The sequence below is a fragment of the Allobosea sp. P2_B12 genome, assembly GCF_056404835.1.
Genome location: NZ_JBFUDG010000007.1, coordinates 195,849 through 211,399, shown reverse-complemented (window position 1 = coordinate 211,399; position 15,551 = coordinate 195,849). Strand labels below are relative to the sequence as shown.

14 protein-coding genes are annotated in these 15,551 nt (G+C 65.6%); 13 read left to right on the top strand and 1 reads right to left on the bottom strand.

Features of this window, described 5'->3' with window-relative positions; translation table 11 throughout:
- Positions 1-117: 117 nt before the first annotated feature.
- The 6 genes from AC1DYU_RS18305 (at position 118) to AC1DYU_RS18280 (ending at position 8,278) form a co-directional block, all read left to right on the top strand.
- Positions 118-1,029 (top strand): aldose 1-epimerase, encoded by a 912-nt coding sequence (locus AC1DYU_RS18305; RefSeq protein ID WP_476792868.1) that lies wholly within the window; start codon positions 118-120, stop codon positions 1,027-1,029.
- Positions 1,030-1,141: 112 nt separating this feature from the next.
- Complete coding sequence (locus tag AC1DYU_RS18300) at positions 1,142-3,094, top strand: ABC transporter substrate-binding protein (RefSeq protein WP_476792867.1); 1,953 nt, start codon at positions 1,142-1,144, stop codon at positions 3,092-3,094.
- 64 nt (positions 3,095-3,158) lie between these two features.
- Positions 3,159-4,145, top strand: a complete 987-nt coding sequence (locus tag AC1DYU_RS18295; RefSeq protein ID WP_158485410.1) for an ABC transporter permease — start codon at positions 3,159-3,161, stop codon at positions 4,143-4,145.
- A gap of 3 nt (positions 4,146-4,148) precedes the next feature.
- Positions 4,149-5,276 (top strand): ABC transporter permease, encoded by a 1,128-nt coding sequence (locus AC1DYU_RS18290; RefSeq protein WP_476792866.1) that lies wholly within the window; start codon positions 4,149-4,151, stop codon positions 5,274-5,276.
- Positions 5,273-6,988, top strand: a complete 1,716-nt coding sequence (locus tag AC1DYU_RS18285; RefSeq protein WP_476792865.1) for an ABC transporter ATP-binding protein — start codon at positions 5,273-5,275, stop codon at positions 6,986-6,988. Before AC1DYU_RS18290 ends, AC1DYU_RS18285 begins: the two co-directional genes overlap by 4 nt.
- An 87-nt stretch (positions 6,989-7,075) precedes the next feature.
- Positions 7,076-8,278 carry a mandelate racemase/muconate lactonizing enzyme family protein gene (locus AC1DYU_RS18280; protein WP_476792864.1) on the top strand — a complete coding sequence of 401 codons (1,203 nt, stop codon included), beginning with the start codon at positions 7,076-7,078 and terminating at the stop codon, positions 8,276-8,278.
- Between the two features lie 218 nt (positions 8,279-8,496).
- Here AC1DYU_RS18280 and AC1DYU_RS18275 read toward each other — a convergent pair whose 3' ends face one another.
- Positions 8,497-8,637: a hypothetical protein gene (locus AC1DYU_RS18275; RefSeq protein WP_476792863.1), complete on the bottom strand. Its 141-nt coding sequence runs from the start codon at positions 8,635-8,637 to the stop codon at positions 8,497-8,499.
- 58 nt (positions 8,638-8,695) lie between these two features.
- On the opposite strand from AC1DYU_RS18275, the gene AC1DYU_RS18270 reads away from it, so the two are divergent.
- The 7 genes from AC1DYU_RS18270 to AC1DYU_RS18240 all read left to right on the top strand — a co-directional run bounded on the left by AC1DYU_RS18270 (position 8,696) and on the right by AC1DYU_RS18240 (position 15,234).
- Entirely contained in the window at positions 8,696-9,334 is a 639-nt protein-coding gene (locus tag AC1DYU_RS18270; RefSeq protein ID WP_476792862.1) for a GntR family transcriptional regulator, read from the top strand.
- A 23-nt stretch (positions 9,335-9,357) separates the two neighbouring features.
- Complete coding sequence (locus AC1DYU_RS18265; protein ID WP_476792861.1) at positions 9,358-10,320, top strand: alpha/beta hydrolase; 963 nt, start codon at positions 9,358-9,360, stop codon at positions 10,318-10,320.
- Positions 10,293-11,513 carry an ABC transporter substrate-binding protein gene (locus AC1DYU_RS18260; protein ID WP_476792860.1) on the top strand — a complete coding sequence of 407 codons (1,221 nt, stop codon included), beginning with the start codon at positions 10,293-10,295 and terminating at the stop codon, positions 11,511-11,513. Before AC1DYU_RS18265 ends, AC1DYU_RS18260 begins: the two co-directional genes overlap by 28 nt.
- A gap of 64 nt (positions 11,514-11,577) precedes the next feature.
- Complete coding sequence (locus tag AC1DYU_RS18255) at positions 11,578-12,489, top strand: carbohydrate ABC transporter permease (RefSeq protein WP_476792859.1); 912 nt, start codon at positions 11,578-11,580, stop codon at positions 12,487-12,489.
- Entirely contained in the window at positions 12,486-13,322 is an 837-nt protein-coding gene (locus AC1DYU_RS18250; protein WP_158485418.1) for a carbohydrate ABC transporter permease, read from the top strand. The genes AC1DYU_RS18255 and AC1DYU_RS18250 overlap by 4 nt, the downstream gene beginning before the upstream one ends.
- Positions 13,319-14,206 (top strand): sugar phosphate isomerase/epimerase family protein, encoded by an 888-nt coding sequence (locus AC1DYU_RS18245; RefSeq protein ID WP_476792858.1) that lies wholly within the window; start codon positions 13,319-13,321, stop codon positions 14,204-14,206. Before AC1DYU_RS18250 ends, AC1DYU_RS18245 begins: the two co-directional genes overlap by 4 nt.
- Entirely contained in the window at positions 14,203-15,234 is a 1,032-nt protein-coding gene (locus tag AC1DYU_RS18240) for a Gfo/Idh/MocA family protein (RefSeq protein ID WP_476792857.1), read from the top strand. Before AC1DYU_RS18245 ends, AC1DYU_RS18240 begins: the two co-directional genes overlap by 4 nt.
- Positions 15,235-15,551: the final 317 nt, after the last annotated feature.

Sequence of the window (15,551 nt, the reverse complement as noted above, 5' to 3'; positions counted from 1 at the left end):
GCTTCGAAATGCTGCGTTGACGAAGCCGGAGGCAAATCCTATGGCTGAGTCTGATATCTGAAATATCAGCCGTAGCAAGACACGAGTGCTATGATCCCCGAGGACGCGTCAGCGCTGATGTTGGAACGGGGCTCCCCGCAGCCGCTCGGCCTGTCGGCGGGGGCACTGCGGGCTCTGGTACGGCCAGCAGCGGGCGGGCGGGTCGCCGCTTTCTGGCGCGAGGCGGCCGGCCAGCGCGCCGAGGTGCTGATGCCGATGGACGATCGCGGCTTCGACCCGCTGTTCTGGCCCAAGGCAGGCACCTATCCGCTGGCTCCCTTTTCAAACCGCATCCGGGCCGGCGCCTTCTCGTTCGGCGGGCGCGAGGTCGGGCTGGCAGCGCATCCGGCCTGTGAGCCGCATGCGCTGCATGGCTTCAGCCAGTTGCGGGAATGGCGCGTGACGCAGCGGAGTGCGGCACAGATCGAGATCCGCTATCGGCACGATCCCGCCCAGGCCTCAGATGCCTGGCCGTGGATGTTCGAGGCCATCCAGAAGATCACGCTCGATCCTGCCGGAATGACCCATGAGATCGGCGTCGAGAGCCATGCGGACACCGATATGCCGGTGGGTCTTGGTCTCCACCCCTATTTTGCGGTCGCGCGTGGCGACAGCATCCGCTTTTCCGCGCAGGGCGAGTGGGAGCAGGACGAGGATGGCTGCGCCACCCGGCTACGCCGCCTCGAAGGTTCCGCGCGCCAGCAGGACCGGCGGCATGATGGCGCGCCCTTTACGCTCTACTATGCCGGCTGGGACGGGCGCGCCGTGATCACGCGGCAGGATGGTGCGACGATCACGATCGAGGCCGACCAGCCTTTCGATCACCTCGTCGTCCATGTTCCGCCGGGCGGGGCCTATCTCTGTATCGAGCCGGTGAGCCATGTCGCCGACGCCTTCAATCTCGCCTCGCGCGGAGTCGCTGGCACAGGCATGCGCGTGCTGGCGCCGGGTGGGGCCATTTGGGGACGGATGCGCATCGGGGTAACATGAATCGTACCGCCGGACCGGGGGAGAAACCCGGGCCGGCGGTACGCCGAAGCCAAGCTTCGAACAACGAGATAAGGCCAAAAATGGCCATGAATTCAACAGGGAGGGTACAATGATGAACTCGAAGAACGGGTCTGATGGAGCGCGCGGCGTTGGCCGCCGCGACGTGCTGAAAGGTCTCGCCGGCGCAGCCGCGCTGTCGGCGATCCCGCAGGGCGCGATGGCCCAGGCCGCCAAAGAGGCTCCGGCACTGGCCAAGATGACGGCGGACGGCAAATTGCCGGGGCTGGCCGAGCGTCTCCCCGCCAATCCGATGGTCGTTGCGGTGGAGAAGGTCGGCCGCTATGGCGGCGCGCTTCGGCGCGGCCTGCGCGGCTCATCGGACCATAACGGTATCCTGCGTCTGGTCGGCAACCAGGGCCTCGTGCGCTGGAACCTCGCCTTCACCGAGGTCCTGCCCAATGTCGCCGACAAATGGGAGGTCAATGCGGATTCCAGCGAGTTCACCTTCTATCTGCGCAAGGGCATGAAGTGGTCGGACGGCAAGCCCTTTACCGCTGACGACGTCGTCTTCTCGATCGAGGACTGCGCCAAGAACCCGGACCTGTTCAAATCGGCGCCCTCGACGCTGGTCATCAACGGCAAGGCCTGCACGGCCACGAAGATCGATGAGACGACAGTGAAGATCGCCTTCGCCGGCTCCTTCGCGCTGTTCCTCGAGCAGCTTGCCACGCCGCTCGGCCAGTATCCGACCCTCTATGCCAAGCACTACTGCAGCCAGTTCCATCCCAAGTACAATACGAGCGTCGCCGACCTCGTGAAGGCGGCGAACCTCTCCGACTGGGCGGCGCTGTTCCGCAACAAATGCGGCGACATCGAAATTCCCGCGCGCTGGGGCAATGTCGACAAGCCGACGCTCGACCCCTGGGTGGTCAAGGAAGCCTATACCGGCGGCACGACCCGTGTGGTGATGGAGCGCAATCCCTATTTCTGGCAGGTCGACACCTCCGGCAACCAGCTGCCCTACATCGACCGGCTGACCTTCAGCATCTCGCAGGATGTCGAGTCGCTGATGCTCGACGCGATCTCGGGTCGCCTGGATATCCAGGAGCGCCATATCGACACGCTGCAGAACAAGCCGACCCTCTCCCAGAACATGCAGAAGGGCGGCTATCGGCTGATCGAGCTCGTCAACTCCTCGGCGCAGCAGGTTCAGATCTATCTGAACATGACGCACAAGGACCCGAAGATGCGCGAGATGTTCGCCAACAAGGAGTTCCGCAAGGCGCTCTCTCTCGGGCTCGACCGCAAAGAGATCATCGACCTGGTCTATCTCGGCCAGTCGCAGCCCTACCAGACCGGTCCGCGCCCGGGCCATCCCTGGTATCACAAGACGCTGGCCGAGCAGTTCACCGGCTTCGACGCGGCCCAGGCCAATGTGATCCTCGACAAGCTGGGCTACGCCAAGAAGGATTCCAGCGGCATCCGCCTCCGGCCCGACGGCCAGAAGGTGTTCTTCGCCATCGACGTGATCCCGACGCTCTATCCCGACCAGGTTGATGCGCTCGAACTGGTGAAGCGCCACTGGGCCGATATCGGCGTCGACATCAAGGTCAACACGATCGAGCGCGCGCTCTTCTACACGCGCGGCGATAGCAACGACCATGACGCCGCGGTCTGGCCGGGGCCGGGTGGCCTCGACCCGATGCTCGACCCGCGCGACTACCTCGCCCAGCACCCGCAGGGCTCGCGCTACGCGATTCCATGGACGCTCTGGTATGTGTCGGGCGGCAAGGACGGCCAGGAGCCGCCCGAGAGCCAGAAGCAGCGCATGAAGCTCTACGACCAGGCCCGCGCCACGGCCGATCTGCAGAAGCGCGGCGAGCTGATGAAGCAGCTCTTCGACCTGACGGCCGAGGCGTTCGAGACGATCGGCATCTGCCTGGCGGTCAATGCCTTCGGCATTGCCAAGAACAACCTGCAGAACGTGCCGGCGAAATATCCCAACGCCTGGTCCTGGCCCAATCCGGGCCCGGCTCTGCCGCAGCAGTTCTTCTTCACGACGTGATCTGCACGAGCCCGGCCACGCTCAAGGCGCAGCCGGGCTCCTTCGCATCGAGACAGGCAGTCCCATGCTCCTCTTCATCGCCAAGCGCCTCCTCTGGATGGTGCCCTCGCTCGTCGTCGTCAGTTTCCTGGCCTTCGTGCTGATCCAGCTGCCGCCGGGCGACTACGTCACGAGCTATATCGCGACGCTCGCCGCCTCCAACGAGGTGGTAGACCAGAACACCGCAGCCGATCTGAGGGCCCGCTTCGGGCTCGATCAGCCGATGATCGTGCAATACTTCAAATGGATCACCGGCATCGTGCTGCGGGGTGATTTCGGCATCAGCTTCGAGTGGCAGCAGCCGGTCGGAGACCTGATCTGGGAGCGCATGGCGCTGACGCTGGTCCTGACTTTCTCGACGCTGCTCGCAACCTGGGGCATCGCGCTGCCGATCGGCATCTTCTCGGCCGTCAAGAAATACTCGATCGGCGACTACATCGTCACCTTCCTGAGCTTTCTTGGGCTCGCCGTGCCGAGCTTCCTGCTCGCGCTCGTGCTGATGTATATTGCCGCCGTCGAATACGGGCAAGAGGTCGGCGGACTGTTCTCCGAACAGTATCTCACCGCGCCCTGGAGCATCGCCAAGATGATCGACCTGGCGAAGCATCTCTGGATTCCGGTCATCATCCTGGCCGTGTCCGGCACCGCGAGCCTGATCCGCGTCATGCGCGCCAACATGCTCGACGAGCTTCACAAGCCCTATGTCACCACGGCTCGCGCCAAGGGCCTGTCTGAGTTTCACCTGCTGCTGAAGTATCCGGTGCGGCTGGCGCTCAATCCGTTCATCTCGACGATCTCCTGGCTGCTGCCGAACCTGGTTTCGGGCTCGATCATCGTCGCCATCGTCCTCAGCCTGCAGACCGCGGGGCCCCTGCTGCTGCAGTCGCTGATGAGCCAGGACATGTATCTCGCCGGGGCTTTCGTGCTGCTGATCTGCACGCTGACGCTCGTCGGCTCGCTGATCAGCGACATCCTGCTCGCCCTCGTCGATCCCCGCATCAGGCTGGAATAGCCCATGACCGACACGGCTCTTGCATCCATCGACACCAAGCGGCTCGCCGTCGCCTCGCAATGGCAGCTCGTCTGGTGGGCGTTCAAGCGCCATCGCCTGGCGATGGTGGGCCTGTGCATCACGATCTTCCTGTACATCATTGCGCTGGTGCCGGGCTTCTTCGCCATCAACGACCCCTGGCAGCAGAATGCCCGCGCGGCGTTCTATCCGCCGCAGGCGATCCATCTCTTCGATACGGCAGCCGATGGCAGTTGGGCGATCCGTCCCTACATCTACCCTTACGTCTTCAAGCGCGATCCGCAGACGCTGGCGGCGGTCTATAGCGAGGACAAGACCCGCAAGAGCTATGTCCGGTTCTTCGGCGAGGGCTATGAATACAAGCTGCTCGGGCTGTTCAGCACGACGACGCATCTCATCGCCAGCGAGAACAAGGCGCAGCCGATCTTCCTGCTGGGGGCCGATCGTCTCGGCCGCTGCGTCTACAGCCGGATCATGCAGGGCGCCCAGATCTCGCTGTCGGTCGGCCTCGTCGGTGTGCTCCTGTCGCTGACCATCGGCGTGCTGCTGGGCGGCATCTCCGGCTATTATGGCGGGCGCATCGATTTCGCCGTGCAGCGCGTCGTCGAGTTCGTGCTGTCGCTGCCGAGCATACCGATCTGGCTCGCCTTGTCGGCGGCGCTGCCGCAGGATTGGCCGGCCACGCTGAACTACTTCATGATCACGCTGATCCTGTCGCTCACGGGCTGGGCCCAGCTTGCCCGCGTGGTGCGCGGCCGCTTCCTCAGCCTGCGCACGGAGGAGTTCGTCACGGCTGCCAGGCTCGACGGCGCCTCGGAAGGGCGCGTGATCTTCCGCCACATGCTGCCGAGCTTCGCCAGCCACATCATCGCCTCGGTCTCGCTCGCGATCCCCGCGATGATCCTGGCGGAGACCTCGCTCAGCTTCCTGGGCCTCGGTCTGCAGCCGCCGACGATCTCCTGGGGCGTGCTGCTCCGCGAGGCCCAGAATATTCGCTCGATTGCGACCGCGCCCTGGCTGTTTGCGCCCGGCGTCGCTGTGGTGATCGCCGTGATCGCCCTCAACTTCCTGGGAGACGGGTTGCGCGACGCCGCAGACCCGTACAACAAATGAATGTGACCGATCTCGCGTCCCATCTGGAACAGCGCGCCGCACCGTCCCAGCCCATCCTCGAGGTCCGCGACCTCGTCACGCACTTCCCCGTGCGCAACGGCGTGGTCAAGGCCGTCGATGGCGTCTCTTTCACGCTCCACCGTGGCAAGACCCTGTGCATCGTCGGCGAAAGCGGTTCTGGCAAGAGCGTCACCGCACGCTCGATCTTGCAGATCGTCGATGCGCCCGGCCGTATCGTCTCGGGCTCGATCATGCTCAACCGGCTCGATGGCTCGTCGGTCGATCTGGCCGGGCTCAACCCGCGCGGCCGCGAGATTCGCGCGGTCCGCGGACGCGAGATCGCGATGATCTTCCAAGAGCCCATGTCGTCGCTGTCGCCGGTTCATACGGTCGGCGACCAGATCATGGAGGTGCTGCGGCTGCATCTGAAGATGAGCAAGAAGGACGCCCGCGCGCGCTGCGTCGAGTTGCTCACCCAGGTCGAAATCCCCAAGCCGGACGCCGCGGTCGATCGCTACACCTTCGAGTTCTCCGGCGGCATGCGCCAGCGCGTCATGATCGCGATGTCGCTGGCCTGCAACCCCTCGCTCCTGATCGCCGATGAACCGACGACGGCGCTCGACGTCACGACGCAGGCCGAAATCCTCGACCTGATCAAGCGGCTGCAGCAACAGCACGGCATGGCTGTGATGTTCATCACCCATGATATGGGCGTGGTGGCCGAGATCGCCGACGAGGTGCTGGTCATGCACTACGGCAAGATCAAGGAGAGCGGCCCGGTCGATACGATCTTCCATGCGCCCAAGGACGACTATACCCGCATGCTGATCGGCTCCGTGCTGAAGCTCGAGCAGAAGGCGGAGATCCGCCTGCGCCGGCCGCCGATCCCGGAGGATGCGCTGCCCGTTCTGCAGGTGCGCAACCTGCAGATGCATTTCGGCTCGCTCAAGGCGGTCGACGACGTGTCACTCGATCTGAAGCCGGGCGAGACGCTCGGCATCGTCGGCGAGTCCGGTTCGGGCAAGACGACGATGGGGCGCTGCCTGCTGCGGGTCTACGAGCCGCAAGGCGGGGCCATAGATTACCGCCGGACGGATGGCAGTGTCGTCGATCTGCTCAAGGCCGATGCGCAGACGCTGAAGGCCTGCAGGCGCGAGATCCGCATGATCTTCCAGGATCCGGTCGGGTCGCTCAACCCGCGCATGACGGTGGCTCAGATCGTCGGCGAGCCGCTCTTGGTCAACGGCATCGCCAAGGGCAAGGAACTCGACGATCGCGTGGCCGACCTCCTCAGCCAGGTCGGGCTCGAGCCGTCCTGGAGGGAGCGCTATCCGCACGCCTTCTCCGGCGGCCAGCGCCAGCGCATCGGCATCGCGCGGGCGATCTCGCTCAACCCGCGCATAATCGTCGCCGACGAGGCGACCTCGGCGCTGGACGTCTCCGTCCGTTCGCATGTGCTCGACCTGATGATGAACCTGCAGGACAAGCTCGGCCTGTCCTATGTCTTCATCAGCCACGATATCGGCGTCATCCGCTACATGTGCGACCGGGTGGCGGTGATGTATCGCGGAACGATCGTCGAGACCGGAACGGCCGAGCAGGTCTGCGACGCGCCGCGGCACGCTTATACGCAGGCGCTGCTCTCGGCGATCCCGCGGCCTGATCCGCGGGCCCGCAGCATCCACAACCGGCACCGCTACACCGCGGCCTGACAGACGCGCGCTGCGTTGCGCGCCATGCATCCAACCAGACCTGAAGGGCGGCGCGCCACGGCGCTCCTGCACCACCGGAGGACGCCCATGAAGATCGACCGGCTGCGCGCCTACATGACCCGTGACAAGGACCGCCCGCGACTCGTCATCGCCATCGACACCGATGACGGCCTGACCGGCTGGGGCGAATGCTACAATCACGGCCCCGACAAGGCGCTGCAGCCGCTGCTCGACTATCTCTTCCTCTTCATCAAGGGGCAGGATCCGCGCCGGATCGAATATCTGATCCAGTATCTGATGCAGCAGTGCCGTTTCCCGCCGGGCGCGCTGGGCCTGGCGGCGATCTCCGCGATCGATCATTGCCTGTGGGAGATCTCGGCCAAGGCGCTCGGAGTGCCGGTCTACCAGCTCCTCGGCGGCCATGTCCGCGACCGGGTGCGCGTCTATGCCGGCGTCTACACCGCGCCCGATCCTGCGATCGCCCGCGACGAGTTCGATGCGCTCAACGAGACATGGGGGTTGACCGCGTTCAAGCTCAGCCCCTGGCGCATCGACATGCACGCCCATCGCTGGGGCGAGGTGGTGCGCGCCAGCGCCGAGTATTTCCGGGGTCTGCGCGAGACCGTGCGCTCCGACTACGATATCGCCTTCGACGCCCACGCCAAGATCTTCGAGGTCGGGCAGGCAATCCAGCTCGGCAATGCACTGGCGCCCTATGACCCCCTGTTCTTCGAGGAACCGCTGCGGCCCGAGAATTTCGAAGCCTGGGGCGAACTGAAGAGCCGGCTCGACTGCACGCTGGCGACGGGTGAATCGCTCTACAGCCGCTACGAGTTCCTGCGCCTGCTGTCCGTCAGGGGCTGCGACATCATCCAGCCCGACATCTGCGTCGTCGGCGGCCTGCTCGAAATGCGCAAGATCGCCGCGATCGCCGAGGCCCATCACGTCACGGTCGCGCCGCACAATCCGATGGGCCCGCTGGCGACCGCCATCAATCTGCATTTCTCGGCCGCGCAGCCGAATTTCCGCATCCTCGAATACCGGCTCCCGCAAGGTCCGGGGTACATCTTCGGTGACGGCAGCGGCGACGCCAACACCAAGGCCGACCGCTCGCAGGGCGCCTGGTATGTCAAGGATCCCTATCTTCCCAAGGACGGCTATCTCGACTTGCGGCCCGACCGTCCGGGCTGGGGCGTCGAGATGGACATGGAGGTCCTCGGCAAGGAGGACTATGTGCATTGGGAGCGAAAAGTGCCCCGGCGGCCCGATGGTTCCACCGCCTACGGGTAGGGTCGGCTTCCGACCCGGCCTGCGTGCAAACAGGCCGGCGCGCCAGTCGCCGTCCGGATGGGTTTTGGCGAAGCGCTCCATCAGCCGGTCGGCAGCCCTGTTGTCGAGCAGATCGGTTCTGAAAATCGCGTTGGGGCGCTCGCCCCGGCAGGACGAGCTTGTCGCCCCAAGGCGAGCGCTTGCGGCAGGCGCTGCATCAATGATGATATCTTCGGCGCCTAGGGCTGGGCCACCGGAAACTCGGGCGGGTGGCGGCGAATTCCAGCCGCGTTGCCGCACAACACCGAGGCGATCGGCGCAGCGATCATCGCCACGCCGCTTGCGAGCGCAAAGCAGGCGGCATAGCCGAGATGTTGCAAGACAAACTCCTTGACTCCTCACACGTGATTATCATTATTGATATTGATGAATGCACTCTTGCCCAATCTGATCAGAAGGCCGCGTGACGTCGTCTACGAGTCGCTGAAGCGGCAGATCATGCTGAATGAGTTGCGCCCCGAAAGCGCCCTCACCGAACTGGGCATGGCGCGAGAACACGGCTGCAGCCAAGGCCCGATCCGGGAGGCACTCCTGCGCCTGCAGGAGGATGGGCTCGTCGCCCGCTCGGGCCATCGCGGCACGATGGTGACCCGGCTCGACCCCGAAGAGGCGGAGGAAATTCTGGCCCTGCGCCGCCGCATCGAGATTCGCGGGGCGCTGCGGGCAGTCCAGCATGTCGAGCCCGGCAGCCTGGAGCGGTTGCGGGCCATTCAGGCCGATATGGACGCCGTTGCCGTGGCCGGGGACGAATATGCCCTCATCATCCTCGACATGGCCTTTCACCTGACAATCTTCCGGCTCGCGGGACTGGACGCCCTCGAACAGATTCTGACCCGCTGCACCCTGCATTCGCACCGCTCGAAACTCTGGGCTCCAGGCCACCGCCGCTCGCTGACCGAGACCGCGGCGCGGCATCGCGTGCTGCTCGCCTTGCTCGAGGCCCGCGATGGCGAAGGCCTGTCGCAGGCGATAGCGGGCCATATCGACACCATCGTCCTGCGTGACGGGGCCGCCTGATGCGGCCGTGGATCGATCCGCAGATGCAGGTGATTCTGGAGCGCCTGCGCGCCGGCCCCGCTTTTGATTTCCGCTTCGCTCCGATCGCCGAAGCCCGCGCCACCGTCGATGCCGCGGCCCTGCCATGGAGCCTCGGCGCTCCGGCCATGCCGATGCGGGAACTCGGCATTGCCACGCCGTGGGGCGAGATGCGCGCAAGGCTCTATCACGCCACCGCCGCACCGCCCGACGCTGTCATCGTCTACGCCCATGGCGGTGGCTGGACCTTCGGATCGATCGACACCCATGACGGCACGATGCGCTATCTCGGGGAGGCGGCTGGCTGCGCCGTCCTCGGCGTGGATTACCGGCTCGCCCCGGAGCACCCGTTCCCGGCGCCGCTCGACGACCTTCTGGCCGCCGTCGCCTTCGTCGAACGCGGCGGCCTGGGCGCGGCGGTTGCTCCCGGCCATATCGCCCTGGCGGGCGATTCCTCCGGCGCCAACCTCGCCCTCGCCGCACTGTTGCGCCGACGCGACGAGGGCCTGGCGCCCGTGGCGGCCGCTGCCCTGTTCTATGGCTCCTATGAACCCGATTTTGCCAGTTCGAGCCATGCGGCTTTCGGCGGCGGCGACTACCTGCTCACCAGCGCGAACATGCGCTGGTACTGGGACAATTTCCTTGGCGGCGAACCAGACACGACGGTGAGCCTCGCTGCGCCCATCCGTGCCGATCTCGCTGGCCTGCCGCCGCTCTATCTCTCCGCCGCCGGGCTCGATCCGTTGCGCGACGACACGGTCCGGCTGGCGCAGCGCTTGAGCGAGGCCGGCGTCCCCTTCCGTTTCGACCATGTTCCCGGCGTCGTGCATGGCTGCCTGCGCATGGCCCGAGAACTCGATGCCGCGCGCGCCATGCTCGCGGCCGGAGGCGCCTACATCGCAGACCATCTCAAAAACAAAAAAACCGGAGGAAACCAACCATGGAACGAAGGACTTTCATCAAGCTAGCGGGCGCGACCGCGCTTGCCACGCCCCTCGCCCGCCCCGCCCTCGCACAGGGTACGACGACGGTGCGCTGGTGGTATCATTTCGACAATCCGCAGCATTCGCCGGCCGAACTCGTTGCCAAGTTCGAGGCGGGCAACCCCGGCATCAAGGTTCAGGCCGAGAGCATTCCCTGGGGCGGCGGCAACGACTACCAGACCCGCCTCTTTGCGGCCCTCGTCGCCGGCAATGCGCCCGATTGCGCCATGGTGCGGCTGTCCTGGGCGGCGCGCTTCCACCAGATGAAGGCACTCGCCCCGATCGACGATCTGATCGCCGGCTGGGCCGGGCGCGGTGACATCGCCGACAACATCTGGACCATCAACAAGGGCGCCGACGGCAAGCAATATTACCTGCCGCTGCAATATGTCGTGCTCTACCTCTACTATCGGCAGGATCTGTTCGAGCAGGCCGGGCTGAAGCCGCCCGCGACCTTCGAGGATTTCCGCAGCGCCGCCAAGGCGCTGACCAAGAGCGACGTCTCGGGTTTCGGCCTGCGCGGTGGGGCCGGCGGCTTCGACCATTGGGGACCGTTCGTGCTCGGTGGCGGCGCCAGCTTCGAGAAGGGCGGGATGGTCAGCGAGAAGGCTCTTGCCGCCAATCGCTGGTTCGTCGAGCTCACCAGCAAGGACAAGGTGGTGCCGGCCTCGGCCGCGACCGACAGCTTCCGGCAGATCGTCGACAGCTTCAAGGCCGGCCGGACAGCCATGACGATCCACCATGTCGGTTCGGCCAACGAGATCGTCGGCGTGCTCGGCGACAAGGTTTCGGCCGTACCGGTGCCGCGCGGCCCGGACGGCAAGGGCTGGACCTATTTCGGCGACGAATCCAACGCCGTCTTCGCCGTGAGCAAGGCGCGGGAGGCTGCCTTCAAATGGTGCGCCTTCCTGTCCACGGCCGAGAACAACGTCGTGCTGAACAAGTTCACCGGCCAGTTGCCGATCGCGACCTCGGCGGCGAAGGACTGGACGCTGCATCCCAAGCGCTTCGTCGACGCCAGCGCCGCCTCCCTGCCCTTTGCCGCGTCGCTGCCGGATTCGCCGAAGACGCCCGACTTCATCGCCCGGATCTGGCCGGCCAACATGCAAAGGGCGCTGCTCGGCCAGATCCAGCCCGATGAGATGATGCGTGCGATCGAGCAGCATTTCCATGGCTGACGGCACCGGCGGAGGCCGGATCTCAGGCCCCCGCCCCTCGCCCTCGTTCAGACAGGTTGGCATCGTGGCTTCGCTCACCCCTGCGGACCGGCGCAGGCCGCCCCTTGGGCGCGGCGCGACGCCGTTCTGGTTCCTGCTGCCGGCGGTCCTGATCACGGCGGGCGTCGTGCTGGTTCCCGTCGCGCAAACGGCCTGGCTCAGCCTGCAGGATTATCTGCTCTACGACCCCGACAATGCCCGCTTCGTCGGCCTGGGCAACTTCGCCAAGATCATCCGCGACGAGGTATTCTGGATCTCGCTCGGCCAGTCCTTCATCTGGATCACCGGCGTCGTCGGGCTGCAGTTCCTACTTGGGCTCGTCGCGGCTCTGCTGCTGAACCAGAGCTTCTGGTGGCGCGGGCTGGCACGCTCGCTCGTGATCATCCCCTGGGCGCTGCCTAGCGTGATCATCGGGCTGATGTGGACCTGGATGTATGATTTCAACCTCGGCGTCATCAACGACATCGCGCTGCGCCTCGGGCTGATCGCAGCGCCGATCGCCTGGCTGGCGCGGCCCGACACCGCACTCTACGCGATCATGTTGGCGCTGATCTGGCAGGGCTTTCCCTTCTTCGCCGTGACCATCCTGGCGGGGCTACAGACTGTGCCGGCCGAACTCTACGAGGCGGCAGAGATCGACGGTGCCACCGCGCGCCAGCAATTGTTCTACGTCACTTTGCCGTCGATCGCCGACGTGATCGCGACTGCGCTGCTACTGCGCACGATCTGGGTGGCGAATTCGCTCGACGTCATCCTGGTGATGACGGGCGGCGGGCCGGGCTATGCCACGCATACGCTGCCGCTCTACGCCTTCCTGCGCGCGTCGAGCAGCATGGAGTTCGGCTATGGCGCGGCACTGGCGCTGATCCTGACCGCGATGCTGCTGGGCGTCGTCTTCCTCTATGTCAGACGCGCAGCGCGGGGCATCGAGGCATGATCGAGCGTCGTTCCTATGCGAGGCGCATGCTGGAGGTCGAGCTTCCCGTCCTGCTGATCGTGCTGTTCGCGCTTGGCCCTTACGCCTGGATGATCCTGACCTCGCTGAAGCCCCAAGTCGAACTCTCGGCCTGGCCGCTGAACTACTGGCCACGCGAGGCGACGCTGCAGCATTACAACGACCTGATCGCGCGCACGAGTTTCGCCAGCAGCCTCGGCAACAGCCTGATCATCGCGATCGGCGCCAGCGTGCTCGGGCTCGGCGTCAGCATCCCGGCGGCCTATGCCTTCTCCCGCTTCCGTTTTCGCGGCCGGCAGATGCTGCTGACCGGCTTCCTCGTCATCAACATGTTCCCGGTCGTGCTGCTGATCATCCCGCTCTTCCTGATGATGCGCCGGCTCGGGCTGATCGACACGTTTCTCGGCGTCATCCTCGGCCATTCGACCTTCGCGATCCCGTTCGCGATCTGGATGCTGACGAGCTATTTCAACGCGATCCCGAAAGATCTCGACGAAGCCGCGACGATCGACGGCGCGAGCCGCCTGCAGACGATCCGGCTGATCATCCTGCCGCTGGTGATGCCGGGCGTCGCCACCGCCGGCATCTACATCTTCATCACCTCCTGGAACGAATATCTCTTCGCCATGATGCTGTCGGGGCAGGCGGTGCGCACCGTCACCGTCGCGCTGCAGCTCTTCATCGGCGAGTTCACCATCCAGTGGGGCCTTCTCACGGCCGGCGGCACGCTGATCGCGCTGCCGGTCACCTTCCTCTTCCTTCTGGTGCAAAGGCGGCTCGTGGGCGGACTCACGGCCGGTGCGGTGAAGTCATGACGGTCAATTCCATCGGGGTGATCTCGATGTTCTATGCGCGGCCTTTCACGCGCGAGCATTTCGACTGCTTTGCGCGGATGAAGCGGGCTGGAGCCGATGTCGTCGAATTGCTGGTGCCGGAGCCCGGCGAACTCGATCTCAAGGAGACCCGCGCCGCCATCGCCGATGCCGGGCTGTCCTGCGTGCTCGCCGCCCGCGTCAACCTCACGCGCGACCTCGCCAGCAGCGACGCCGGCGCGCACAAGGCCGGCATCGCCTATCTCGAAACCTGCGTCGATGTCGCCTCAGCGCTTGGCGCAGACATCGTCGGCGGGCCGCTCTACGGCGCGCCTTTGGTCTTCGCCGGCCGCGCGCCCACCCCGGTCGACGAGAGCGAGCGCAAGCGCCGCATCGACGCCATCGTCACCGGGCTAACGCAGGCCGGCCGGCGCGCCGCCGATTCTGGCATCCTGTTCGGCGTCGAGCCGCTCAACCGCTTCGAGACCGATATCTGCAACACGACGAAGCACGCGCTCGAAATCATCGGGCGGGTCGCCAATCCCGCCGTCGGCGTGATGCTCGACACCTTCCATATGAACATGGAGGAGTTCGATCTCGCTGACGCCCTCCGGCAGGCCGGATCGAAGCTGGTGCATTTCCAGGCCAATGAGAACAACCGCGGCTTCGTCGGCTCGGGCCATATCGACTGGCCGGCGATCGCGCGGGCGCTACGCGACGTGTCCTATCGCGGCCCGATCGTGCTCGAGCCCTTCCGCCGCAGCGACGAGCGGGCCGGCACGCCGCTGGCGCAATGGCGCGCGCCGACCGAGAACGAGGATGAGCCCCTGGCCGCCAGCATCGCCTTCCTCAAGGCCGCGCTGGCTTTCGCAGGGAGGACGGCTTGACCCGTTCCCGCACAGGCGCATTGCGCATCGGCTGGGTCGGCTGCGGCACCCATGCCAACGAGATGCTGCTGCCGCAACTGACCCGGCATGAGGTCGAGATCGTCGCGCTTTGCGATACGGATGAGGCCAGGCTGAATGCGACCGGCCGGCGCTACGGCGTTGCCGAGGCCAGCCGCCTGCGCGACTGGCGTGATTTGCTGGCGCGCGACGATCTCGACGCGATCGGCCTCGCGGTTGGCCCCGGCCTGCATCACGAGATCGGGCTGGCTGCGATCGCGCGAGGCAGGCCGCTCTTCATCGAGAAGCCGCCGGCGCCGACGGCGCGGCAGGCCGCCGAGTTGGCGCAGGCCGCGGCGAGCCGCGAGGTGCCGGTCGTGCTCGGTTTCATGAAGCGCTATTCGACCGCCAACCGCATCGCCCGCAACGTCCTGCGGTCGGCGGAGTTCGGGGAGACGGCGAGCTTTCTCGGGCAATACATGACCGCGCCGACCTACTTCGCGGGAGACCCGGACTATAGCGGCTTCTACCTGCATCATTGCGTGCATTATTTCGATCTGGTGCCGCATCTGATGGGTGAAGTCGCCTCGGTGAGCGTGCGGAGGCATGAATTGGCGCCCGGCAAGCTGCTCCTGCATGTCGATTTCCGCTTCGCCAATGGCGGCATCGGCACGCTGGTCATGGGCACGCATCAATCGCGCGGCACGCCGATGGAATGGTGGCAGGTGATGGGCGACCATGCCCGGGTCGAGGTGCGCAACCTCCACGAGGTCCGCTATTTCCGCAATCCGCCCTTCAAGGTCTCCAAGCCCGAAGCGAGCCTGATCGACGGGCAGGACACGCTGGTCTGGGAGCCGAATTTCACAGCCGCCGCCAACGAGGACCACAAGGGCTACCATGCCCTGCTCGGCGACTTCGTGCGTGCTGCACGAGGCGAGCCGACGACGGCGCCGAACGCCGCCGATGGCGCGGCTGCCATGGCGCTTCTACAACAGGTCACAACGGCCTGTGGATCGGACGTAAACTCTTAAGGCCGTTGCCGCCGCCCGTTGGCCGGATGGGCTCGGCACGTCGCCATCACTGCTATAGATGGCGCGAATGCCGGAGATGACCCGGCAGAGCAGGAGCAGATTGTGACCGAGCGATTTGAACGACATCGCCAGCCCTGGACATATGAGGAGCTCGAGAAGCTAAAGTTGCTCGCCAAGAAGGGCATGGCACTGAAGGCGATTTCGAAGGCGATGACCCGCAGCGAAGAATCCATCAAGGACCGCGCGAAACTCGATGGCATCGGCATCGCCAAGCTCCGCTAGCCGGGCTCACGGCCGGGCCTTGGGGCGCTCAGTGT

Bases quoted from the DNA above. Each gene is read 5' to 3' on its own strand.
- AC1DYU_RS18305 (WP_476792868.1), top strand. From the start codon at position 118: ATGTTGGAACGGGGCTCCCCGCAGCCGCTCGGCCTGTCGGCGGGGGCA.
- AC1DYU_RS18300 (WP_476792867.1), top strand. From the start codon at position 1,142: ATGAACTCGAAGAACGGGTCTGATGGAGCGCGCGGCGTTGGCCGCCGC.
- AC1DYU_RS18295 (WP_158485410.1), top strand. From the start codon at position 3,159: ATGCTCCTCTTCATCGCCAAGCGCCTCCTCTGGATGGTGCCCTCGCTC.
- AC1DYU_RS18290 (WP_476792866.1), top strand. From the start codon at position 4,149: ATGACCGACACGGCTCTTGCATCCATCGACACCAAGCGGCTCGCCGTC.
- AC1DYU_RS18285 (WP_476792865.1), top strand. From the start codon at position 5,273: ATGAATGTGACCGATCTCGCGTCCCATCTGGAACAGCGCGCCGCACCG.
- AC1DYU_RS18280 (WP_476792864.1), top strand. From the start codon at position 7,076: ATGAAGATCGACCGGCTGCGCGCCTACATGACCCGTGACAAGGACCGC.
- AC1DYU_RS18265 (WP_476792861.1), top strand. From the start codon at position 9,358: ATGCAGGTGATTCTGGAGCGCCTGCGCGCCGGCCCCGCTTTTGATTTC.
- AC1DYU_RS18260 (WP_476792860.1), top strand. From the start codon at position 10,293: ATGGAACGAAGGACTTTCATCAAGCTAGCGGGCGCGACCGCGCTTGCC.
- AC1DYU_RS18250 (WP_158485418.1), top strand. From the start codon at position 12,486: ATGATCGAGCGTCGTTCCTATGCGAGGCGCATGCTGGAGGTCGAGCTT.
- AC1DYU_RS18245 (WP_476792858.1), top strand. From the start codon at position 13,319: ATGACGGTCAATTCCATCGGGGTGATCTCGATGTTCTATGCGCGGCCT.